Origin of the sequence: Sphingomonas zeicaulis, assembly GCF_050433225.1 — a bacterium.
Taxonomy (GTDB): domain Bacteria; phylum Pseudomonadota; class Alphaproteobacteria; order Sphingomonadales; family Sphingomonadaceae; genus Sphingomonas_D; species Sphingomonas_D zeicaulis.
Map to the genome: position 1 here is coordinate 59,038 of NZ_JBNPXQ010000003.1, position 21,040 is coordinate 80,077.

Here is a 21,040-nt window from a genome sequence, read left to right on the forward strand (position 1 = left end):
CGCGATTGGCCCCTTCCCGTTCAGGGGAGGGGCCAGTATTCGCTTGATCTCCCCGCCTCATCCTGCACCTTAAGGCCATGCGTTCCTTCGTTTCCCTGTCTGCGCTGCTGTTCGCGGCAGCCGCCGTTCCGCTCGCCCCTGCTCGAGCCGATGCGCCGCCGTTCGATCTGGCGGGGCCCACCTTGCGCGCCAAGGTCACGCGCGACGGCGTCACCTTGCCGATCGGCCAGGTCCCCGCGCTCGCCGCCGGCGATACGATCGAGATCGGCGCCGACCTCCCTTCGGACCAGTCGGCGAAATATATGCTGGTCTCCGCCTTCCTCCACGGCGCGACCAACCCGCCCTCGACCAAATGGATCGACAAGGCGGAAACCTGGAAGAAGAAGGACAAGGATCGGCTGCTGAAGCTGACGGTGCCTGAAGGCGCGCGGCAGCTCGTACTGTTCATGGTGCCGGAGACCGGCGGCGATTATGGCAGCGTCACCAAGGCGGTACGTGGCAAGCCCGGCGAGTTCGTACGTGCCGCGCAGGAACTCAACCAGGCCTCGCTCGATCGCTCGCGGCTCGACACGTTCATGGCGGCGATCCGCGCGCAGGAAAATCTGCACCCGGAATATCTGAAACGCGTCGCGCCGGTGCTTGCCAGCAGCCTCAGCACCAAGCTCAACGCCGAATGCCTTCAGAAGGTGATCGAGCTTCAGGCCAACTGCCTGCTCGAAAATCGGGAGTCGCTGGTGCTGGCGGACGTCCACACAAGCTCGATGACCGAGACGCTGGTCGGCGCACCCACCGACCTTGCGCTTCAGATCAGTTCCACCCGCGTCGGCGGGCAGGGCTATTACAGCGCCTATATCGCGGTGGCGCGCGATCTCGCGAAGATCTTCGGTGCCTTCAACAGCCCGCAATTCGATTATCTGCCCGCGCTCGGCCTGCAGCGTGACGACAAGGTGTCGCTGATGCTCAACAGCGCGCCATCCTTCACCGCGCCCAAATCGGTGCTGGTCGTCGCGATGCCGACGGTAGAGGCGGATCAGCCGCCGCCGCTGCGCAATGGCGCGGATGGCGCGATCTGCGCGACGCGGCCCGGGCTGGTGTTGCCGGTGGAAGGCGCCCCGCTGATCTATTCGACGGGCTATGCGCGGGATGCGACGCTGCAACTGACCGCCGCCAATGGCAGCAAGGTAGAGGTGCCGCTGACCGCGCGCGCCGATCGCGGCGGCTATGTGGTGAGCGATCCCAATTGGCGACCCGAGGGCTTTGGCACCAGCGCCACCGGACATCTGCGGGCGATCTGGGGCTTCAAGCCCTTCGACGGCCCCGATTTCGCGTTGCAATTCGCGACCGACGCGCCCTGGCGGCCGCTCGACGAGAATGTCGTAGTGGGACGCGACAACGTGCTCCGGCTCAAGGGCGATGCGGCGGCCTGCGTCGACAGCATCAGCCTGCGCCAGCCCAATTCGGCGCCGCGCCCGCTCACCTGGAAGACGGTGGGCGGCGACATGATCGCGGTCGACCTGCCGCTGAAGGACGCACGCCCCGGCGAACTCACGCTGGAGATCCGCCGTGCCGGGATCGACAAGACTGCGGCCATCCCCGTCCGAGCCTTTTCCGAAGCCAGCCGGCTCGACACGCTGACGCTTCACGCCGGCGACGACTGGGCGGTGCTCGCCGGACGCCGGCTTGATCAGGTGGCGAATGTCGAGATCGGCGGCCGCCGCTTCCGTCCCGACGGACTGACCCGCGAAGGCGACAGCGATCGGCTGCGCATCGTCGCCGAAGGCGGGGCGGGCACCGCGAAGCCCGAGGCCGGCGCCAGCCTGCCGGCGAAGATTGCGCTCGATGACGGGCGCAACGTCGGCCTGTCGGTGCGCGTCGCCGAACCGCGCGTCCAGGTCGCGCTGGTCGGCAAGAGCATCGCGCCCGCGGGAGAGGCACCCGCGCTGCCGCTGGTGCCCGGCAGCCCCGACGTGCTGCCCGATACCGCCCGCCTCACCTTCTCGCTGCGCGCGCCCGCCGGCATCCGTTTCGGCACCGGCGACGCGATCGACATCGCCACCGCCGACGATCGCATTGCCGCGAAGCTCTCCGCTGGTCGCGGGCTTCAGTTGGAAAGCGCCGAAATCCTGATCGCCAACGTCGATGCCGCCGCTCTCGGGCCGTCCTCGTTCGGTCCGCTGCGTTTCCGCGTCGTCCGCCAGGGCGTAACCGGCGATTGGCAGCCGCTCGCGACACTCGTTCGGCAGCCGCGGATCGATGCAATATATTGCACAGCCGAAAATTGCGAGATCCGCGGCAGCCGGCTTTTCCTGATCGATGCGGTGTCTGCCACTCCGGATTTTTCAGGGGCAAACCGGGTGCCGCAGGGGTTTACCGGGGGGGTATTTACGGGGCCGCTCGCGGCCGATGGAAAGCTCTATCTGCGGCTGCGCGACGCACCCGAGCTCGTCCACAGCATCGTGGTGCCGGCGGCAAAGCCATGAAGGCGCTGGCCGCCGCGATATCGCTGATCGCCACCCCCGCTCTCGCGCAGGATGCAAAACCGGGCGAGCTGCAGGTCTTCGCCGACTGGGTGGTCGGTTGCGACAATGTGAGGGATTGCGAGGCGCAGGCGCTCGCCACCGAGGGTGAGGAAGTGCCCGCCTTCGTCACGGTCTCGCGCCGCGCCGGCGCCGGCGGCCAGGCGACGATCGCCATCCCGCTGGTCGAGGAACGGCGGCCGATCGCGCTGCTGGTCGATGGCAAGCGCTGGCCCCAGCCGCTGCGCATCGAGAATGGTGCGGTCCGCTTCGGCACGGTCGCCACCGACATGCTGCTGCCCGTGCTGCTGAAGGCCGACCGCATTGAACTGATCGATGTTCAGGGCATCGTCGTCGGCCGCGCCTCGCTGGCGGGCATCACCGCCGCGCTCAGGCAGTCAGATGCCGTGCAGGGGCGCACCGGTACGCCGACCGCCATCGTGGACAAGGGGGATCGCCCGGCGATCGAGGTGCCCGCGCGGGAATTGCCGCCGCCGATCGCCATTCCCGTCGCCACCCGCATCGCGCCGCCCGACCGGCTGAGCCCGCGGTCGGTGACAGCGTTGCGGGAAGCCAATGCCTGCGATATCGGGGCGGACGCCGCCACTCGACAGGAAGACTGGTTCCGGATTGACGAGCGGCGCAGCCTGCTGCTGCTATCCTGCGGCGGCGGCGCCAACAATCGCTCCGCGCTGCCTTTCCTCGTCACGAGTACCGGCCGCAAGAAGGGGCTGGCGGCGGACTATGTGCGGTTCGACCACCCCACCGGCTACGCCGCCGAGCACGGCCAGACGCTACTGCTCAACCCTGAATGGGACAAGGATATGGGCACGATCACGAGCCGTCTCGCCGGCAGCGCAAACGGCGATTGCGGCACCAGCCAGCGCTTCGCCTGGGATGGCGAGGCGTTTCGCCTGATCGAGCAGCGCGCGATGAGCGCGTGCCGTGGCAGTGTTCAATGGATCCGGGTGTGGGCTGTGCCGACCGCCGCGCCGAACACGTTAATCGGTCGCTGATCCCGGCCGTCAGGCCGCGACGTTCACCGCGAACAGCGTCGTGCCCTCATAGCGGGGCTCGGCGGGATTGAACAAGGACTGCGGCTCGAACGCACGATCGGAAATGGCGAGGTCGTTGAGGCCGGTCAGCTTGAAGGCGCCGAGCTTCAGTTCGCGCGGCGGCCGACCGTCGCGCTCCAAGGTAACACCATCGACATAGAGTTCGCCATGCTTGGTGTAGAGGATGTGAGGCGCCAGAACGACAGCCATCTTGTTGTAGACGGCCGTTACGCAGACCTGGCGGGCGATGCCCTCGAGAATGAGCTTGCTCGACATATTTGCGCGCATTTGGGCGTTCGCGTCTTCCCATGCAACCCGTTTTTGCACCGCAGCACATGTGATCCGTGCAACCCCTGATGCAGGATATGACATCCGCACAGGAAGGGAAAGATGCCGGAGCGGGGGGAACCGAACAGATGGGGGGTATCGGTTCATCGACGCGCGGTGGGGGGCCCGCCACGATCAGACCCGGCAATCTGATCATCCCGCTTGGTTAACAGCTACCAGCATAATTGCGGTGGGTGACAGTGCAGCGGGGGTAACACGCGACGAAGCGACCTAAAAAGGCGGCGTGTAACCAGTATCGTTTCACTTGCGATCCGGCAGCTGCTCTAGATAGGCAGACATCGCCGCGGCGCCGCGCGCGGTAAGCGTTATCAGCACGCGGCGCGCATCGTCTGGATCAGGCCGACGCTCGAAAAACCCTGCTTCGGTCAGCGTGCCGATCGCGCGCAGCGCGGTCGTGGCCGGCACGGCCGCAGCGATGCACAGGCTGGAGACCGAGACCGGCTTGCCCTCGATTCGCGCCGCCATCAGGTCGAGCAGCATGTCCCACGCGGGTTCACCAAAGATCGCCGCGTCGAAGAAGCGTTCACGCAGCCGCCGTTCGCGGATGATCGCGCGGATCGTCGCGGCACCGATCGTCGGCGCAGCGACGTTGGATTCCGGCACCGTCGGGCCTGGAACGCCCCAGCCATCGACGATGGCGTCACCCGACATCTCGGCAAGCGCGCCGGCGATGCGCGCCACCTCCGCGCTCAGCGCCTTGAGGCGAGCGACGTCGCGGGCGTCATCATCGGCGACGCCGCTGCGTCGCGGACGGAAAAGCGCGATGCCCAGCGCCGCGGCGTGCTCCGCCACTGACGGATTGCAGAGAAGTTCGACCGGTCCCCCACCGACCCGCGCGAACACCGGATCGAGCAGCGCGGGCACGACACCAACGACGGCGGCAAACGCCCCAGCCCGCGCGCCCGCATCCACGCGATCGAGCAGGCGGTCGAGAACCGCGCCGTCATCCTTGCTGAGATCGATCAGCACCGCGCCGATACCGGGCCGCTCCGCCAGCGCAGCCTCCGCCTCGGGGGGCGCAACGATGCCAACGACCCGCGCCCCCGCGGCCCCAGCCGCCACCTCCGCACGCACCGCCGCCCCCTGCGTATCGGCGACGATCAGCAGCGCGACACCGCCCGTGCCCCATGTCTCCGCACTATCGGCCCCAGCTTCGTCGTATCGCACCACCACCACCTCGCTTCGGCTCGCTGCCACCGCGCCCGGCGGGAACCTCAGGCCACCTGCCATCGTTCGTCTGCCGAACCTGAGGAGCATCGCAATGTCCGGAGATTATGCCAAGCGTAACAGCCAGGGCGATCATCGCCTGAAGCAGGATGATCCCGCTGCGATCCGCCTGCTGAAGGAAGAACACCATGTCTTCCGAGAGCTTTTCGACAAGGCGGAAGCCAGCGAAGGTGAAGCCCTGGTGCCGATCGCACAGGAATTGTGCATGCGATTGGCGGTGCATATGACGATCGAGGAGGAGATCCTCTACCCTGCGCTCAAGCCGGTGATCGGCGAGGAAGAGGTGGACGAGGGCATCGTCGAACACCAGTCGGGCAAGCGGATCATCGCCGAGCTCGAGAATCTCGATGGGACCGAAAAGCTCTACAAGTCCAAGGTCCATGTCCTGGGCGAAGAGACCGTCCACCATATCGACGAGGAGGACGAGGACCTGTTCGAGGATGCCAAGGAGGCCCACGCCGCCGGCAAGATCGACCTCGACGCGCTCGGCGAAAAACTCCGCGCTCGCCAGGCGGCCCTTTATGACGAGATCGCGACGAAGGGCGAGGCAGAGAAGACCGGCGACGCGGTGGCCGAGGAACTGGAAACCGTCGGGCGCGGTTGAGGGGCGGCTGCCCCTCTCCCACCCTTAAGCCATCGTCAGTGCGCCATGGATTTGACGATATCCTCGACCATCTTCTTGGCGTCGGCGAGCAGCATCATCGTGTTGTCCATGTAGAACACGTCGTTGTCGACGCCGGCATAGCCGACACCGCCCATCGAGCGCTTCACGAACAGCACGGTCTTGGCCTTTTCGACGTCGAGCACCGGCATGCCGTAGATCGGTGAGGTCTTGTCGGTCTTCGCCGCTGGATTGGTGACGTCGTTCGCGCCGATCACGAAGGCAACGTCCGCCTGCGCGAATTCGGAGTTGATGTCCTCCAGCTCGAACACCTCGTCATAGGGCACGTTCGCTTCGGCAAGCAGCACGTTCATATGGCCGGGCATGCGGCCCGCCACCGGGTGAATCGCATATTTGACCGAAACGCCTTCCTTCTTGAGCAGGTCGCCCATCTCGCGCAGCGCGTGCTGCGCCTGTGCCACCGCCATGCCGTAACCCGGCACGATGATGACGCTTTCGGCCTGCTGCATCAGGAAGGCGGCGTCCTCGGCCGAACCACGCTTCCACGGCCGATCGACCTTCGCGCCGCCGCCCGAGGCCGCCGCCTCGGTGCCGAAGCCGCCAGCGATCACGCTGATGAAGCTGCGGTTCATCGCGCGGCACATAATGTAGCTGAGGATCGCGCCCGAGCTGCCGACCAGCGCGCCGGTGATGATCATCGCGGAATTGCCGAGCGTGAAGCCCATCGCCGCGGCCGCCCAGCCCGAATAGGAATTGAGCATCGACACGACGACCGGCATGTCCGCGCCGCCGATCGGGATGATCAGCAGGAAACCGATGACGAAGCTGAGTGCGGTGATCGTCCAGAACACCCAGTGGCTCTGGTCGGTGAGGAAATAGCCGATCAGCCCCAGGATCGCGGCGAGCGTGCCGAGATTGATGACGTGCCGCGCCGGCAGCATGATCGGCGCGCCGCTCATATTGCCGTTGAGCTTGAGGAAGGCGATGACCGAACCCGAGAAGGTAATCGCGCCGATCGCGATGCCCAGCCCCATCTCGATGCGGCTGACGGTGAAGATCACGCCTGCGCTGTCGGCGATGTGGAACGCCTGTGGGTTTAGGAACGCCGCGGCTGCGACGAGCACTGCCGCCATCCCGACCAGAGAGTGGAACGCGGCGACAAGCTGCGGCATCGCGGTCATCGCGATGCGCCGGGCGATGACGAAGCCGACGATGCCACCGATCGCGATTGCGACGAGGATTTCGGGCAGGCTGGCGATCTCGTGCGTCACCAAGGTGGTGACGATCGCAATCGTCATGCCGATCATGCCATAGCGATTGCCCTGGCGGCTGGTCGACGGACTGGAGAGCCCGCGCAACGCTAGGATGAAGCACACCCCCGCGATGAGATAAGCAAGCGCCACCCAGGGATTGACAGGTGCGGCCTCATGCATCGAACGTTTTCCCCCAGTTCAGTCCTGTGATCCGGCGCGCTCACGCGCGCCCGGCGGGCACCGCAGCGCCGCTTACTTCTCTTTCTTCTTGTACATGGCGAGCATCCGTTCGGTGACGGCGAAGCCACCGAAGATGTTCACGCTCGCGAACACCACTGCGATCAGCCCCAGCCATTTGGCGGTGGGCGATCCTGCGGCCGCGCTGGCGATCAGCGCGCCGACGATGATGACCGAGGAAATCGCGTTGGTCACCGCCATCAAAGGCGTGTGCAGCGCCGGAGTGACCGACCACACGACATAATAGCCCACGAAGCAGGCCAGCACGAAAATCGAGAGGATCGAGATGAAGTCCACTTTAGCCTCCCCCTGATTGGCTCAACATCGTTATCCACCATTGCTGTTGTCGCATGGTCTTACTGTTAGCCCGTCGCATCGTTGGAGGGATGGCGCAAGCCGGTTTCAGCAACAGACTGCGACAAATCGAACCAAAGCGTGCATCGCATGCTGCGTCGGGCGCGGTTCCCGCGCAACACAGCGTGCCCGAACCGCCACACCGCCACCACCAGCTTCACCTCGCGGCGCCCCGGGTGTAAGGGCCATGGCTTGCTTCGGGACAAAAGATGACGCGCAGATATTTCGGTACGGATGGCATCAGGGGGCGCACCAACACCGCGCCGATGACGCCGGACATCGCGATGAAGGTGGGTATGGCGGCGGGCGCGCATTTCCGGCGCGGCGCGCATCGCCACCGGGTGGTGATCGGCAAGGACACCCGCCTTTCCGGCTATATGATGGAATCGGCGATGGTCGCGGGCTTCACCGCGGTCGGCATGGACGTGGTGATGGTGGGGCCGATGCCCACGCCCGCGATCGCGATGCTGACGCGTGAGATGCGCGCCGATCTGGGCGTGATGATCTCCGCCAGCCACAATCCCTTCGCAGACAATGGCATCAAACTGTTCGGGCCGGACGGCTACAAGCTGTCCGACGAGGATGAGCTGGCGCTGGAAGCGCTGATCGAGGCGCCGGCGCCGCTCGCCGCCTCCCCCGATATCGGCCGTGCCCGCCGCATCGAGGATGCGCGCGGCCGTTATATCCACGCCGCCAAGAACAGCTTTCCCCAGCATCTTCGGCTCGACGGCCTCAAGATCGTGGTCGATTGCGCGAACGGCGCCGCCTATTCGGTGGCCCCCGCCGCGCTGTGGGAACTGGGTGCCGAGGTCGTCTCGATCGGCGTCACCCCCAACGGCACCAACATCAATGACGGGGTCGGATCGACCGCGCCGGCGACCTTGCAGGAAACCGTCGTCGCCAGCGGCGCCGCGATCGGCATCGCGCTGGATGGCGATGCGGACCGGCTGATCGTGGTCGATGATGAGGGCCGCGTGGTCGATGGCGATCAGTTGATGGCGCTGATCGGATCGCGCTGGGCACGCTCGGGGCGCCTCAAGGGCGGCGGCGTGGTCGCCACGGTGATGTCCAACCTGGGGCTCGAACGCTTCTTCGCGGGCGAAGGCCTGTCGCTGGCGCGCACCAAGGTCGGCGACCGCTATGTGCTCGAGGCGATGCGTGAGGGCGGCTACAATGTCGGCGGCGAGCAATCGGGCCACATCATCCTGGCGGACCATGGCACCACCGGCGACGGGCTGGTCGCAGCCCTTCAGGTGCTCGCCGCGCTGGTCGAGAGCGGCAAGCCGGCAAGCGAGTTGCTCCATCTGTTCGATCCGGTGCCGCAACTGCTGAAGAATGTGCGCTTTGCCGGCGGCAAGCCGCTGGAGGCGGACAGCGTGAAGGCGGCGATCGCGGCGGGCGAGCGCGAACTGAACGGCTCCGGCCGGCTGGTCATCCGCCCCTCGGGCACCGAACCGGTGATCCGGGTGATGGCGGAGGGCGACGATGCCGGGACCGTCGAGGCGGTGGTCGATTCGATCTGCGATGCGGTGAAGGCGGCGGCCGCCTGATGGGCGGCGAAGCGGGCGCGACGCCACGCGTGCTGATCGTTGCCGGATCCGATTCGGGCGGCGGCGCCGGCATCCAGGCCGATATCAAGACGGTGACGATGCTGGGCGGCCACGCGATGACCGCAATCACCGCGATCACCGCACAGAACACGCTGGGGGTAACGGGCGTCCACCCGATCCCGACCGCGATGGTGATCGAGCAGATCGATGCCTGCGCGTCCGACATCGGCGTCGATGCGGTGAAGATCGGCATGATCGGTTCGGCGGCGACCGCCGCCGCAGTCGCCGACCGGCTCGCGGCGATGCCGGGCGTGCCCGTGGTCTTCGATCCGGTGATGATCGCGACCAGCGGCTCGGTGCTGGCGGATGCCGACACCATCGCCGCGTTCGAGCGGCTGATGATCGGCGCCGCGCTGATCACCCCCAACGCCCCGGAACTGACCGCGCTGACCGGCCTGCCCACGGGCGACCATGCCGAACTGGCCGAGGCGGCGCTGGCGCTCGCCCGGCGTACCGGCACTGCGGTGCTCTCCAAGGGCGGGCATGTCGAAGGCGATACGGTGCGCGACATCCTGATCCTGCCCGATGGCGGCCGCACCGACTTCACCGATCCGCGCATCGACACGCGCCACACCCACGGCACCGGCTGCACGCTGGCGAGCGGGATCGCGACCGGGCTCGCCGAAGGGCTCCCCCTGCCTGCCGCGGTGGCGCGGGCGCGGCGGTTCGTGCGCCTTTCGCTGCTTAACGCGCCGGGGCTGGGCCGGGGGCATGGCCCGATGGGTCAGCAGGCGGCGCGGCTGGACTGATCAGCGGCAGGCGGCCTCGATCGACGCCTGCCATGCCCGATCCCCCGCAGCGTTGAAGTGCAGCCCGTCAAAGGTCAGCCCCGTCGTCGATCCGAGCGCCGGCACGAAGGTCGCGCCGCCCTCGGCCGCAACCTTCGGGAGCAGGGCGTTGAACGCCGAGATCCGCGCCTCATCGAACCCGCTGCCCCACCGCTTGCCGGGCTCGATCGGCGGGATGCCGACAACGATCAGCCGGCCGCCGCGCTTTACCGCGGCGAGCAGCCGCGCATAGTCATGCGCGAAATCGGCGGGCGAGGTGGCCACCAGCCGCGCGCTGTCGTTGACGCCCACCGCAACGATGGTCACCGCAGGCTCTGCCCGGCGTATCACCATTCGCGCGGGCTCGATCAGCGCGGCCGTCCTGATTCCGGAAATGCCCGCGTTCAACACCGGCTTTCCGCACAATGTGGCGAAGATCTGCAGTTCGACATTGCTGTCGCCCAGCACCACCGCGCCGCCCGGGCGCACCTTGGCCGATTGTTCCCAGAGCACGCCACCGCGTCCAGTGCCTATGCGCCCCTTGCGCAGACCGTAGTCATAGCCGAGCCATGCAGCGCCGGCCGCCACCGCGGCGATCCCGGCCGCCCATCTGAACCACATGCCCCTTTTCACCAGGCCCTTCTATCGACTGCGGATGATGCCAACAACGCTCCCCGATATGCCAGCCGGTTCACAAGCCTGCCCCGTCTCGGCTAGGAGCAACAATCATGACTGCCCCCTCCCCCCACAGCACATCCAGCGCGATCATTGCCGGCGTTGACGAGGCGGGGCGAGGCCCGCTCGCCGGGCCGGTGGTCGCCGCCGCGGTGGTGCTTTGCCCTCAGGGCATCGTCGGGCTGGACGACAGCAAGAAGCTGACGGCGGCGCGGCGCGAGGCTCTGTTCGTGCAGATCCGCGAGCATTGCGTCGTTGGCGTCGGCATCGCGACCGTCGCGGAGATCGATGAGATCAACATATTGTGGGCGACGATGCTGGCGATGACCCGCGCGGTCGAAGCGCTGGGTCGCGAGGTGGACGAGGTGCTGGTGGACGGCAACCGCTGCCCCGACTGGCGCTGGCGTTCGCGCGCGATCGTCGGCGGCGATGCGCTGGAACCCAGCATCTCCGCCGCTTCGATCATCGCCAAGGTGACGCGCGACCGGATGATGGTGGAGGCCGACGCGCACTATCCGGGCTATGGCTGGTCATCGAACAAGGGCTATGGCGCGCCAGTGCATCTGGAGGCGCTTCGCCGGCTGGGCCCGACGCCGCTGCATCGGCGATCCTTCGCGCCCGTGGCGCAGGCGCATCTGGTTTTCTGACGGGTTTGGTGCGGGTTTCCGAGCCGAGAACAGAGATCCGCTCCGCCCTTCCCTACAATTCCAGCTTCATGAACATGCTGAACGGATCCAGCACATAATCCCCGAACGGCGCGCATTCCACGAAGCCGTGCCGCGCATAGAGCCGTTGCGCCGGCAGGAAGGCCGCCGGTGTTCCCGTCTCGAGGCTCAACCGCTTGTATCCCCGCGCCCGTGCCACACCGATGATGTGCACCAGCATCGCCGCCCCCACGCCGCGCTTCAGATAGGCCTCGTCGGTGCGCATCGACTTGATCTCGCCCTGCGTCGGATCGATCTGCTTGAGCGCGCCGCAGCCCGCCAGCCGATCCCCGTCCCAGATCGACCAGAAGCTGATTTCGGGCGCGCGCAGCCCGTCGATCGGCAGCACGTGGCAGCTTTCGGGGGGCGAATGTTCGAACATGCTGGCGAAGTGGCGGGCGAGCAGCGCGCCGATTTCGGGTCCGGTCAAATCGTCTTCGATGATCCGCATGGTGGGACTTTAACCCGCTCCGATCATTTTTGCGACGAGTTGAGTCATTTTTCCCACACCACAAGGGATGGGGCGGCCGCGACTCCGGGTGACTCCATATTTCGTGGCGGACTCCTTACGTTCTCCGTGGTTAACGGATTATTTGGAATCGCTGTGCCCCAACCCCGTATTGACCGCGGACTCCGGCTCGCCAAAGGGTCTGCCCGCAACAAAACAGGGGGCGGCAGTTCATGGGTGTTATCGGCAAACTCAGGGTTCAGAAGACGGAGCGGACGGTTGAATTGCCGCTCGACCGCATCCTGATGGACGATTGCATTGCCGCCATGGCCTCGCTGCCCGATCGTTCGATCGACATGATCTTCGCCGATCCGCCCTACAACCTGCAGCTCGGCGGCGACCTGCACCGCCCCGATGGCAGCCAGGTCGACGCGGTCGACGATGATTGGGACAAGTTCGACAGCTATGCCGCCTATGACGCCTTCACCAAGGCGTGGCTGAAGGAGGCCCGCCGCATCCTGAAGGACAATGGCACGATCTGGGTGATCGGCAGCTATCACAACATCTTCCGCGTCGGCGCTGCCGTTCAGGATGAAGGGTACTGGATCCTCAACGACATCGTGTGGCGCAAGGCCAACCCGATGCCCAATTTCAAGGGCACGCGCTTCACCAACGCGCATGAGACCCTGATCTGGGCCTCCAAGTCCGAAGGATCGCGCTACACCTTCAACTATCGGGCGATGAAGACGCTGAACGACGAACTGCAGATGCGTTCGGACTGGTCCTTCCCGATCTGCTCCGGCCAGGAGCGCATCAAGCGAGGCGGCACCAAGGCGCACCCGACGCAGAAGCCCGAGGCGCTGCTCTATCGCATCCTGCTGGCCTGCACCAAGCCCGGCGACGTCGTGCTCGATCCCTTCTTCGGCACCGGCACCACCGGCGCCGTCGCCAAGCGCCTCGGCCGCCGCTTTATCGGCATCGAGCGCGAGGCGACCTATGTCGAGGTCGCGTCCGAGCGCATCGAGGCGGCACTGCCGCTGGATGAATCGGCGGTGATGACGATGATGTCGCCCAAGGCGGCGCCCAAGGTGCCGTTCGGCACGATCGTGGAGACCGGCATGCTGGTGCCCGGCACGCTGTTGTCCGACGCGAAGCGCCGCTGGCAGGCGATCGTCCGCGCGGACGGATCGCTGCAGACCGAGGGCGAGGAAGGATCGATCCACAAGCTGGGCGCCAAGCTGCAGGGCGCGCCCTCATGCAATGGCTGGACCTTCTGGCATTTTGAGGATGCCGGCAAACTGACCCCGATCGACGCGCTGCGCCAGCGCTACCTCCTCGGCACCGAGCCCTGATCCGATCGGGCGGGGGTTTGGCAGCCCCCGTCGCCCGCGATAAGGCGGGCGGATGACCCGGATCTATCTTCGCCCCACCGCCTTCGTCGATCCGCCCGCAGCGCCTGACGCGCAGATCGACCGGCTGGCGGGCGGCGCGCTGCACTTCGCCGCCTACGAGTTGATCGCGGTCACCGACGGCCGGCGCACGCGGCAGGATCTGGTGCCTGTCGCCGCCATCGACGATGCCATCGCCTCGCTGCCCGATGCGCAGGCGATGGCGGCGGCGAAGATGCGTTGCCGCCTGCTCGCGGCGCGCGCGCCGATTGAGATGCGCGGCGCGACCGTGGCGATGGATGCGCCACAGGTGATGGCGATCCTCAACATGACGCCGGACAGCTTTTCCGATGGCGGCCGCCATATCGGCGATGCCGGCGCCGCGGCGGCATCGGGCATGGCGATGGTCGCGGCGGGCGCTGCGCTCATCGACGTCGGCGGTGAATCCACCCGCCCAGGCGCCGAGACCATTTCCGACGCCGACGAGATCGCACGCACGGCACCGCTGATCGAGCGACTGGCCGCCACGGGCGCCGCGATCTCGATCGACACGCGCAAGGCCGCGGTTATGGAAGCCGCGCTGGCGGCGGGCGCGGGGCTGGTCAACGATGTCGCCGCGCTGCTTTATGACGACCGCGCGCTGGAGGTTGTCGTCACTGCGGGCTGCCCGGTGGCGCTGATGCATTTTCCCGGTACTCCGCAGGATCCGCACGGCAACGCCCGCTACGGCGACACGTTGATCGAGGTCTATGACTGGCTGAACGCGCGCGTCGCGGCTGTCGAGGCGGCGGGCGTGCCGCGCGACCGCATCATCGTCGATCCCGGCATCGGTTTCGGCAAGGCCCCGCATGAGAATATGGCGTTGATCGATGGCCTCGCGCTGTTCCACGGCCTCGGCTGCCCGGTGCTGCTGGGTGCGAGCCGCAAGCGGCTGATCGGCGCGCTCGCCGGTGAGGCCGCCGCCGACCGCCGCCTCGGCGGATCGATCGCGCTGGCGCTGAAGGGCGCGGCGCTCGGCGCGCAACTGCTGCGTGTGCATGACGCGTTCGAGACGGTGCAGGCGCTGCGGGTGTGGCGCGGCGGCGCCTGATCGCTACGTTCAGCTCAGCCAGCCGAGATTCTGCAGCGGCGTGACCATGCTGCGCGCCACCGGCGCCTCGATGCCGCCGGCAAGCAGCAGCCGATAGTTGCGGCCATCGCGGCGGACATCCTCGACCGCGCCGCGTGCCACCCACCAGCTTCGATGGACCTGCGCGCCCTCGATCCCGTCCAGCTCGGCCACCGCATCGCGCATCCGCATCAACAGCAATGAGGATCCTTTCGGGGTGTGCGCGCGGACATAATGATCCTCCATCTCCAGCGCGATCAGGTCGCGCCCGAGATGCGGCGGGAGGCGATCGAGCAGGCGCGGCTCGCTGGTAGGACGTTTGGGTGCCGAAGGTTCGGGTGCTGGCAGTTCGGGGAGCGGCAATTCCGGCGCCACCGCCTCCGGTTGCGCCCTCCGCGCCATCGCAGCACGGCGCGCGGCGGAGCCGAACCAGAAGAGGGTGCAGGCAATGCCCGCCACGATCAGCACATGGGTGTAGGTGCCAGCCAGTTGCTCCAGGCTCGGCCAGGCGAAAGGCAGCCCCAACGCGAAATTGGCGCACCAGATAATCAGCGTCATCGGCAGCGCGGCGAGCGCGCAGGCGGCGGCCCACAGCGCCTGTACCGGCAGGTCGAGCCGGGCCGCGGCGCGCGTCGCCAGCACCATCGCTGGCATGAACAGCGCATAGCCTGGCAGCGCGAGCAGCAGCCAATAGATCAGCCGCGCGGCAAATGGCACCGCATACATGCCGAACGGGCCGAGAAGCGCGAGCGCGAGGGCCAGCGCCAGCATCACGCCAAGATCGATCGTCAGTCTGCGTGCGTCCGGCATCGGCCCCCTCATGTCCCGCCCCCTTCCCCTACTGCCCGTTCGCGCTTCGCGAAATGGCAAAGGCCCGGAAATGCGCGCGTTTCGCGAAGCACCCGGCCCGCCGGCGCAGCTTCGATTGCCGGTAAACGGGAAGGCGCCAGCTTGGCCATCGACACCTCACAGGAGATCGATGATGACCAGCCGCACCGCCCCCACCCCTGCCCGCGCCAACGCGTTCAGCGACGTTTCCGCCACCCAACGCCGTCTCGCGATCGGCGTGGCGATCGTGCTGACGGCGTTGGCCACAATCGCGGTGGGCAAGGGGTTGGCCGGCTTCGCGCCGACCCCGGCGGAGGCGAAAGAGATCGCGGTCGTCATCCATATCACGGCGGTGCTGCCGGCGGTGCCGCTGGGCCTCTATGTGCTGCTCACCCGCAAGGGCGACGCCCGCCACCGCCTGCTCGGCAAGATCTGGATGCTGCTGATGCTGGTGACGGCGCTCTCGGCCCTGTTCATCCGCCATATGAACGGCGGCAATTTCAGCTTCATCCATCTGTTCGTGCCGCTCGCCATCGTCACCATGGTCCGCGCGATTTCGGCCGCGCGGCAGGGCCGGATCGACGCGCACAAGCGCCATCTGGTCGGCCTTTTCCTGTTCGGCCTGCTGCTGCCGGGGCTGTTCGCCTTCCTCCCCGGCCGCCTGCTGTGGCAGTGGCTGGTGGGCTGAGCCGTTCACAGGGGTTGAGGGGCGTGCGCGGGCCGATTAAGCAGGGCTCGAATCACAAGCGCAGGGGTGGATATGGCAAGCGAGAACAGCGGCGACTTCGCCCAGCACCGGCAGACCTATGACGGCTTCATGGTGATGGTGAAATGGGGCACCGCGGCGGCGGTGATCGTCGCTGCCGTCGTCATCGCCCTGATCGCGAGCTGAGCGCGACCATGAAGATCGCGATCCTCAAGGAGGGTGCCGACGGCGAGAAGCGCGTCTCCGCCACCCCTGAAACCGTCAAGAAATTCAAGGCGCTGGGCGCCGAGATGGCGGTGGAATCCGGCGCCGGTGCGACCGCATCGATCGCCGACGCCGATTATCAGGCGGCGGGCGCCACCGTGGCCGATCGGGTGACGGTGCTGAAGGATGCCGACATCGTGTTCGGCGTGCAGGGCCCCGATCCGGTGAGCATCGCCGGCACTAAACCGGGCGCGTGGATCGTCGCGGGGCTGAACCCGTTCGGCGAGCGCGCCCGCGTCGATGCCTATGCTCAGGGTGGCTATGAGGCGCTGGCGATGGAATTCATGCCGCGCATCACCCGCGCGCAGTCGATGGACATCCTCTCCTCCCAGTCCAACCTCTCGGGCTACAAGGCGGTGCTCGACGCGGCTTCCGAATATGGCCGCGCCTTTCCGATGATGATGACCGCGGCGGGCACGGTGTCCGCGGCGCGCCTGTTCGTGATGGGCGTGGGCGTCGCCGGACTGCAGGCGATCGCCACCGGCCGCCGCCTCGGGGCGCAGGTCTCCGCCACCGACGTCCGCTCCGCCACCAAGGAGCAGATCGAATCGTTGGGCGCCAAGGCGATCTTCGTCGAGAATGTGAAGGGCATCGAGGGCGAGGGCTCGGGCGGCTACGCCACCGAGATGTCCGACGAGTATAAGGTGGCGCAGGCCGAGCTGGTCTCAAGCCATATCGCCAAGCAGGACATCGTCATCACCACCGCGCTGATCCCTGGGCGTGCCGCGCCCCGGCTGATCAGCGATGCGCAGATCGCCTCGATGAAGCCGGGCAGCGTGATCGTCGACCTCGCGGTCGAGCAGGGCGGCAATGTCGAGGGCGCGATCGCCGGGCAGGTGGTCGAGCGCCACGGCGTCAAGATCGTCGGCCACCGAAACGTGCCCAGCCGGCTCGCGGCGGATGCCTCCGCGCTCTATTCGCGCAATCTGTTCAACTTCCTCTCAGCCTTCTGGGACAAGGAAGCCGGCCGGCCGGTGCTGGACGAGGAGATCGGCAACGCCATTCGCCTCACCCAGGGCGGCAAGGTGGTCCACGAACGGCTCCTGGCCGCCTGATCGGGGCCTGATTTCGCAGCCGGCGTGAAAAATCTCGCGCCGGCTGTCGATCCCGTGCCGGCTCGTTCGTCGTGAGGGTGAGGCGCTGCTGCCTCGCGATCGAAGGAGACGAAATATGCGTGTGATGGTGCAGATCCGGGCGACCGCGGACAGCGAAGCCGGCGTGATGCCGGAAACCGCGATGCTTGAGGCGATGGGCAATTTCAACGAGGAGCTGGTCAAGGCCGGCGTTCTGGTGGCCGGTGAAGGGCTGCACCCCTCCTCGCGCGGCAAGCGCGTGGCCTATGACGGCCCCAACCGCATCGTCATCGACGGCCCTTTCACCGAGGCGCGCGAACTGATCGCCGGCTTCTGGCTGTGGGAGGTCAAGGATATGGACGAGGCGGTGGCATGGGCGAAACGCTGCCCCAATCCCATGCCCGGCCTCAGCGAGATAGAGATCCGCCCGGTGTTCGAAGCCGCCGACTTCGGCGACGCGATGACGCCGGAACTGCACGCGCAGGAAGACCGGCTCCGGAATCGGGTCGCGGAGCGGTGATCGCCTGAGCCGGGAGGGGCTTTTGGCCCATCGAAAACCCCTCTAATCCCGCCATGTGCCCCCGAACGACACCCAGCGGACCATCGAGGCGGTCTTTAGGATCGAGCAGCCCCGCCTGATCGCGGGGCTCGCGCGGATGCTGCGGGATATGAGCCTGGCCGAGGAATTCGCACAGGATGCGCTGCTCGCGGCCCTGGCCGAATGGCCGGCGACCGGCATCCCCGCGAAGCCCGCCGCCTGGTTGATGGCCACCGCCAAGCGCCGCGCGCTCGATCGCATCCGCCATGATGCGATGCGAGCGCGCAAGCAGGAGGAGATCGTCCGCGAGATGGACGCGGAAGAGGATGGCGGGTTCGGCGCCATCGAGGCGGCGATCGACGACGAGATCGGCGACGATCTGCTCGCGCTGATCTTCACCGCCTGCCATCCCATCCTCAAGCCGGATGCACGCGTCGCGCTGACCTTGCGACTGATCGGCGGGCTGACCGTGCCGGAGATCGCCCGCGCCTTCCTGAGCGCCGAGGCCACGATCGCGCAGCGCATCGTCCGCGCGAAGAAGGTGATCGCCGCCGCCGGGCTTGATTTCGAGGTGCCGCGCGGCGCCGAGCGTAAGGCGCGGCTCGCGGCAGTTCTCGAGGTCGTCTATCTGATCTTCAACGAGGGCTATGCCGCGACCGCAGGCGACGATCTGATCCGCCCCGGCTTGTGCGCCGAGGCGCAGCGGCTGGGCCGCATCCTCGCCGATCTCGCGGCCGACGAACCCGAGGTTCAAGGCTTGCTCGCGCTGATGGAGATCCAGGCATCCCGCTTGCCCGCGCGCACCGCCGCGGACGGATCGGTCGTGCCGCTGCCCCAGCAGAATCGCGGGCGGTGGGACCGGTTGCTGATCCGCCGCGGGTTGGCGGCGCTCGCCCGCGCCGAGGCGCTGGGCGGCGCTGACGGCATCTATGCGTTGCAGGCAGCACTCGCCGCCTGCCATGCCCGGGCGCGCCGCGCGGAGGAGACCGACTGGCGGCAGGTCGCCGCGCTCTACGATCGGCTGCTCGCCCGCCTCCCCTCCCCCATCGTCGCGCTCAACCGCGCCATCGCGATCGGCATGGCGTTCGGCGCCGAGGTCGGGCTGGTCGTGCTCGAAGCGCTGGCGGACGAGCCGGCTCTCGCTGGCTATGCGCCATTGCCCGCCGCGCGCGGCGACATGCTGGCACGCGCCGGCCGCGCGGCGGAAGCCCGCGCCGCGTTCGAGGCCGCCGCGGCGCTCACGCGCAACGCCGCCGAGCAGCGCCATTTCCTGGCGCGCGCCGCCGCCTGCGCGTGATCTTGGACGACGCGGCGATCGCCGCCTTCATTACGGCCAATCTGCCACTGGTGGAGACGCCCGGCGTTCCCGAAATCCGATTGCATCAGGCCGCACCTACCAGCGGGCTCCGCCGGCTGGCGGCGGGGACCGGCGCCTTCGCGTCGCCCTACTGGGCCTATCGCTGGGGCGGCGGCCTCGCGCTTGCCCGGCATGTGCTTGATCGGCCGGAAAGCGTCGCGGGACGGCGCGTGCTCGATCTCGGCACCGGATCGGGGCTGGTCGCGATCGCGGCGGTGCTGGCGGGCGCGCCCGAGGTGCGCGCGGTGGATGTCGACCGCCATGCAACGATCGCAGCGGGGCTCAATGCCGCGGCGAACGGCGTCAGCATCGCGGCGGAGACAGTGGACCTCACGCGCAGCACGGCGCCGGATACCGATCTGATCCTCGTCGGCGACCTGTTCTATGCCGCTGGGCTGGCGCGACGGGTGACGCGCTTTCTCGATCGATGCGTGGGTGCCGGCGTCGACGTGCTGGTCGGGGATCCGGCGCGGACGCATCTGGCGCTGGCGCGGCTGGAAGAGATCGGGCGCTATGCGGTGGCGGAGACCGGCGTAGCCAAGCCGGGTTTCGTGTATCGGTATCGGGTGAGGAGCTAAGCCGCCGCAACCACGCCCGCCGGCACCCCGGCGGCGGCCCGGCGCCGCCCCTGCCCCAGCACCAGCAGCGCGGCGAGCCCGCACAACACCGGCGGTAGCGCATAGGCCAGGCGGATCGCCCACAGACTGGCGTCGGCGGCGGCGCCCGACGCGCTCGTGCCGCCGATCGCGGCCAGCGCCATCCACGCGCCAAGCCCCATCGCCAGCTTCAACGTGATGTTGCTCACCGAATAGCAGCTCGCGCCCTGGCGCAGCCCGGTGAGCGCGGCGGCGCGGGTGATTTCGGAAACCATCGTGCGCAGCAGCAGATAGTCGACGCCCATGAACAGGCTGCGCGCGATCAGGAAGAGGATGGCGGGGGCGATCTGGCCAGCGGGCAGCAGCAGCGCGAGCGGCATTACCGCCACCTGCCAGCCATAGGCCAGCATCAGCAGCCGGCGATGGCCGATCCGGCCGGCGAGCTTCCCCCACAGCGGCAAGGTGAGCAGCGGCACTGCCGATTGCGCGAGAAGCAGGCTGCTCGCCCAGCCTTCCAGCGCCAGCCCGCGTTCGATGAACAGCAGGAAGGTGGCGAACATCGCCGAATCCGAAAGGCCGGCGAACAGATAGAGCAGCAGCACCGGGTGCAGCGAGCGCGTGCGCAGGATCTGCCAGAACAGCCGCAGCGGGTTGCCGAGTTCGGCGCGACGATCGTCGGCGATCATGGGTTCGGCGACGAAGCGCAGCACCAGCGTCATCGAGAGGGGCGTGAACAGGATCAGGCTCAACCCGAGTGCCGCGACCTGCCCTTCGCGGCCGATGCCCAGCATGCGTTCGAGCAATGCCGGCAGGAAGAGGATCGCGATGCCGCCGGCCACCGCAAACCAGGTCTTCGCGCCGATGATCCGCAGCCGTTCCGCCGCATCGCGGCCCAGTTCGAGCGCCCAGCCGCCATGCGGCGTGACCATCATCATATAGCCGAGATGGAGCAGCAGGCAGGCCGCGATCAATGTTGCAGGGCCCGTCCACGGCCAGACGAAGAAGGCGCCGAGCGCGCCGATGACGATCAGCGGCGTGCCCGCCACCAGCCAGGGCCGGCGATGGCCATAGCGCGTAGGAAAACGGTCGCTCGCCCAGCCGATCAGCGGGTCGATCAGGCTGTCGAACAGCCGCGCCGCCATCAGCACGAAGCCCGCCATGCCCAGCGACAGGCCGAGCGTGGTCGAGAAGAAGTTGGGCAGATAGACGCGCCACGCCGTCTCGATCGTCTGCACGACGACCATCGGCAATGAGAATGCGACGAGCCCGACCAGGCTCAGCCGCTCGGCCGATTCGCTCCGCACGGTAGCGCCCCTTTCGAGCGCGCCTGTGCCGACCGGCTATGACGGGGATATGACGGCCCGGT

General features: G+C 67.6%; 21 protein-coding genes and 1 pseudogene. 14 read left to right on the forward strand and 8 right to left on the reverse strand.

The genetic code is table 11. The annotated features are described in order from the left end of the window. Window positions 1-77 precede the first annotated feature (77 nt). Together FHS96_RS13090 and FHS96_RS13095 are read left to right on the forward strand one after the other, a co-directional pair. Window positions 78-2,480 carry a hypothetical protein gene (locus FHS96_RS13090; RefSeq protein WP_429591940.1) on the forward strand — a complete coding sequence of 801 codons (2,403 nt, stop codon included), beginning with the start codon at window positions 78-80 and terminating at the stop codon, window positions 2,478-2,480. After that, window positions 2,477-3,532, forward strand: coding sequence for a DUF1176 domain-containing protein (locus FHS96_RS13095; RefSeq protein WP_429591943.1), 1,056 nt, complete (start codon window positions 2,477-2,479; stop codon window positions 3,530-3,532). The genes FHS96_RS13090 and FHS96_RS13095 overlap by 4 nt, the downstream gene beginning before the upstream one ends. A gap of 9 nt (window positions 3,533-3,541) precedes the next feature. On the opposite strand, the gene FHS96_RS13100 is transcribed toward FHS96_RS13095, so the two are convergent. Beyond that, window positions 3,542-3,847 carry a hypothetical protein gene (locus FHS96_RS13100; protein WP_429591946.1) on the reverse strand — a complete coding sequence of 102 codons (306 nt, stop codon included), beginning with the start codon at window positions 3,845-3,847 and terminating at the stop codon, window positions 3,542-3,544. A 312-nt stretch (window positions 3,848-4,159) separates the two neighbouring features. Beyond that, window positions 4,160-5,149, reverse strand: a complete 990-nt coding sequence (locus FHS96_RS13105) for a MarR family winged helix-turn-helix transcriptional regulator (RefSeq protein ID WP_429591949.1) — start codon at window positions 5,147-5,149, stop codon at window positions 4,160-4,162. 31 nt (window positions 5,150-5,180) lie between these two features. On the opposite strand from FHS96_RS13105, the gene FHS96_RS13110 reads away from it, so the two are divergent. Beyond that, window positions 5,181-5,750 (forward strand): hemerythrin domain-containing protein, encoded by a 570-nt coding sequence (locus FHS96_RS13110; protein WP_429591951.1) that lies wholly within the window; start codon window positions 5,181-5,183, stop codon window positions 5,748-5,750. A 35-nt stretch (window positions 5,751-5,785) separates the two neighbouring features. On the opposite strand, the gene FHS96_RS13115 is transcribed toward FHS96_RS13110, so the two are convergent. Together FHS96_RS13115 and FHS96_RS13120 are read right to left on the reverse strand one after the other, a co-directional pair. Beyond that, on the reverse strand, window positions 5,786-7,201 hold the full coding sequence (locus FHS96_RS13115) for an NAD(P)(+) transhydrogenase (Re/Si-specific) subunit beta (RefSeq protein ID WP_429591953.1): 1,416 nt from the start codon (window positions 7,199-7,201) through the stop codon (window positions 5,786-5,788). Between the two features lie 72 nt (window positions 7,202-7,273). After that, on the reverse strand, window positions 7,274-7,555 hold the full coding sequence (locus FHS96_RS13120) for an NAD(P) transhydrogenase subunit alpha part 2 (RefSeq protein ID WP_429591956.1): 282 nt from the start codon (window positions 7,553-7,555) through the stop codon (window positions 7,274-7,276). Between the two features lie 266 nt (window positions 7,556-7,821). On the opposite strand from FHS96_RS13120, the gene glmM reads away from it, so the two are divergent. Next, window positions 7,822-9,162, forward strand: coding sequence for a phosphoglucosamine mutase (glmM, locus tag FHS96_RS13125; RefSeq protein ID WP_429591958.1), 1,341 nt, complete (start codon window positions 7,822-7,824; stop codon window positions 9,160-9,162). Continuing rightward, the gene (gene thiD, locus FHS96_RS13130; RefSeq protein ID WP_429591961.1) at window positions 9,162-9,971 is read left to right on the forward strand and encodes a bifunctional hydroxymethylpyrimidine kinase/phosphomethylpyrimidine kinase; all 810 of its coding nucleotides are present in this window, start codon (window positions 9,162-9,164) and stop codon (window positions 9,969-9,971) included. The genes glmM and thiD overlap by 1 nt, the downstream gene beginning before the upstream one ends. Here the strand turns inward: thiD and FHS96_RS13135 are convergent, their stop codons facing one another. Continuing rightward, window positions 9,972-10,610, reverse strand: coding sequence for an SGNH/GDSL hydrolase family protein (locus FHS96_RS13135; RefSeq protein WP_429591964.1), 639 nt, complete (start codon window positions 10,608-10,610; stop codon window positions 9,972-9,974). A 107-nt stretch (window positions 10,611-10,717) separates the two neighbouring features. Between FHS96_RS13135 and rnhB the strand changes: the two genes are divergently transcribed. Further along, the gene (gene rnhB, locus FHS96_RS13140; RefSeq protein ID WP_429591966.1) at window positions 10,718-11,311 is read left to right on the forward strand and encodes a ribonuclease HII; all 594 of its coding nucleotides are present in this window, start codon (window positions 10,718-10,720) and stop codon (window positions 11,309-11,311) included. Window positions 11,312-11,363: 52 nt separating this feature from the next. Here rnhB and FHS96_RS13145 read toward each other — a convergent pair whose 3' ends face one another. Beyond that, window positions 11,364-11,798 (reverse strand): GNAT family N-acetyltransferase, encoded by a 435-nt coding sequence (locus FHS96_RS13145; RefSeq protein ID WP_429591969.1) that lies wholly within the window; start codon window positions 11,796-11,798, stop codon window positions 11,364-11,366. Window positions 11,799-12,049: 251 nt separating this feature from the next. Between FHS96_RS13145 and FHS96_RS13150 the strand changes: the two genes are divergently transcribed. After that, window positions 12,050-13,168 (forward strand): site-specific DNA-methyltransferase, encoded by a 1,119-nt coding sequence (locus FHS96_RS13150; RefSeq protein WP_429591972.1) that lies wholly within the window; start codon window positions 12,050-12,052, stop codon window positions 13,166-13,168. Between the two features lie 52 nt (window positions 13,169-13,220). Then, the gene (folP, locus tag FHS96_RS13155) at window positions 13,221-14,294 is read left to right on the forward strand and encodes a dihydropteroate synthase (RefSeq protein WP_429591975.1); all 1,074 of its coding nucleotides are present in this window, start codon (window positions 13,221-13,223) and stop codon (window positions 14,292-14,294) included. A 9-nt stretch (window positions 14,295-14,303) separates the two neighbouring features. Here folP and FHS96_RS13160 read toward each other — a convergent pair whose 3' ends face one another. Continuing rightward, complete coding sequence (locus FHS96_RS13160) at window positions 14,304-15,122, reverse strand: LytTR family DNA-binding domain-containing protein (protein WP_429591978.1); 819 nt, start codon at window positions 15,120-15,122, stop codon at window positions 14,304-14,306. A 172-nt stretch (window positions 15,123-15,294) separates the two neighbouring features. Between FHS96_RS13160 and FHS96_RS13165 the strand changes: the two genes are divergently transcribed. The 6 genes and pseudogenes from FHS96_RS13165 (at window position 15,295) to FHS96_RS13190 (ending at window position 19,656) form a co-directional block, all read left to right on the forward strand. Continuing rightward, window positions 15,295-15,828, forward strand: coding sequence for a DUF2306 domain-containing protein (locus FHS96_RS13165; protein ID WP_429591981.1), 534 nt, complete (start codon window positions 15,295-15,297; stop codon window positions 15,826-15,828). A gap of 72 nt (window positions 15,829-15,900) precedes the next feature. Next, a complete protein-coding gene (locus tag FHS96_RS13170) occupies window positions 15,901-16,032 on the forward strand; it encodes an aa3-type cytochrome c oxidase subunit IV (RefSeq protein WP_429591984.1) in 132 nt (43 codons plus the stop codon). An 8-nt stretch (window positions 16,033-16,040) separates the two neighbouring features. Continuing rightward, window positions 16,041-17,165, forward strand: coding sequence for an NAD(P) transhydrogenase subunit alpha (locus tag FHS96_RS13175; RefSeq protein WP_429591987.1), 1,125 nt, complete (start codon window positions 16,041-16,043; stop codon window positions 17,163-17,165). A gap of 115 nt (window positions 17,166-17,280) precedes the next feature. Continuing rightward, window positions 17,281-17,628: pseudogene (locus tag FHS96_RS13180) on the forward strand (YciI family protein); the annotation flags it as partial. Between the two features lie 130 nt (window positions 17,629-17,758). After that, the gene (locus FHS96_RS13185; RefSeq protein ID WP_429591990.1) at window positions 17,759-19,018 is read left to right on the forward strand and encodes an RNA polymerase sigma factor; all 1,260 of its coding nucleotides are present in this window, start codon (window positions 17,759-17,761) and stop codon (window positions 19,016-19,018) included. Continuing rightward, window positions 19,015-19,656: a class I SAM-dependent methyltransferase gene (locus FHS96_RS13190; RefSeq protein ID WP_429591993.1), complete on the forward strand. Its 642-nt coding sequence runs from the start codon at window positions 19,015-19,017 to the stop codon at window positions 19,654-19,656. Before FHS96_RS13185 ends, FHS96_RS13190 begins: the two co-directional genes overlap by 4 nt. On the opposite strand, the gene FHS96_RS13195 is transcribed toward FHS96_RS13190, so the two are convergent. Next, entirely contained in the window at window positions 19,653-20,978 is a 1,326-nt protein-coding gene (locus tag FHS96_RS13195) for an MFS transporter (protein ID WP_429591996.1), read from the reverse strand. The genes FHS96_RS13190 and FHS96_RS13195 overlap by 4 nt on opposite strands. Window positions 20,979-21,040 lie beyond the last annotated feature (62 nt).

Coding starts and splice junctions, on each gene's coding strand:
- rnhB (WP_429591966.1), top strand. CDS start 10,718: ATGACTGCCCCCTCCCCCCACAGCACATCCAGCGCGATCATTGCCGGC.
- FHS96_RS13090 (WP_429591940.1), top strand. CDS start 78: ATGCGTTCCTTCGTTTCCCTGTCTGCGCTGCTGTTCGCGGCAGCCGCC.
- FHS96_RS13170 (WP_429591984.1), top strand. CDS start 15,901: ATGGCAAGCGAGAACAGCGGCGACTTCGCCCAGCACCGGCAGACCTAT.
- folP (WP_429591975.1), top strand. CDS start 13,221: ATGACCCGGATCTATCTTCGCCCCACCGCCTTCGTCGATCCGCCCGCA.
- FHS96_RS13095 (WP_429591943.1), top strand. CDS start 2,477: ATGAAGGCGCTGGCCGCCGCGATATCGCTGATCGCCACCCCCGCTCTC.
- FHS96_RS13110 (WP_429591951.1), top strand. CDS start 5,181: ATGTCCGGAGATTATGCCAAGCGTAACAGCCAGGGCGATCATCGCCTG.
- FHS96_RS13175 (WP_429591987.1), top strand. CDS start 16,041: ATGAAGATCGCGATCCTCAAGGAGGGTGCCGACGGCGAGAAGCGCGTC.
- FHS96_RS13165 (WP_429591981.1), top strand. CDS start 15,295: ATGACCAGCCGCACCGCCCCCACCCCTGCCCGCGCCAACGCGTTCAGC.
- FHS96_RS13160 (WP_429591978.1), bottom strand. CDS start 15,122: ATGCCGGACGCACGCAGACTGACGATCGATCTTGGCGTGATGCTGGCG.
- FHS96_RS13100 (WP_429591946.1), bottom strand. CDS start 3,847: ATGTCGAGCAAGCTCATTCTCGAGGGCATCGCCCGCCAGGTCTGCGTA.
- FHS96_RS13135 (WP_429591964.1), bottom strand. CDS start 10,610: ATGTGGTTCAGATGGGCGGCCGGGATCGCCGCGGTGGCGGCCGGCGCT.
- FHS96_RS13105 (WP_429591949.1), bottom strand. CDS start 5,149: ATGGCAGGTGGCCTGAGGTTCCCGCCGGGCGCGGTGGCAGCGAGCCGA.
- glmM (WP_429591958.1), top strand. CDS start 7,822: ATGACGCGCAGATATTTCGGTACGGATGGCATCAGGGGGCGCACCAAC.
- FHS96_RS13150 (WP_429591972.1), top strand. CDS start 12,050: ATGGGTGTTATCGGCAAACTCAGGGTTCAGAAGACGGAGCGGACGGTT.
- FHS96_RS13115 (WP_429591953.1), bottom strand. CDS start 7,201: ATGCATGAGGCCGCACCTGTCAATCCCTGGGTGGCGCTTGCTTATCTC.
- thiD (WP_429591961.1), top strand. CDS start 9,162: ATGGGCGGCGAAGCGGGCGCGACGCCACGCGTGCTGATCGTTGCCGGA.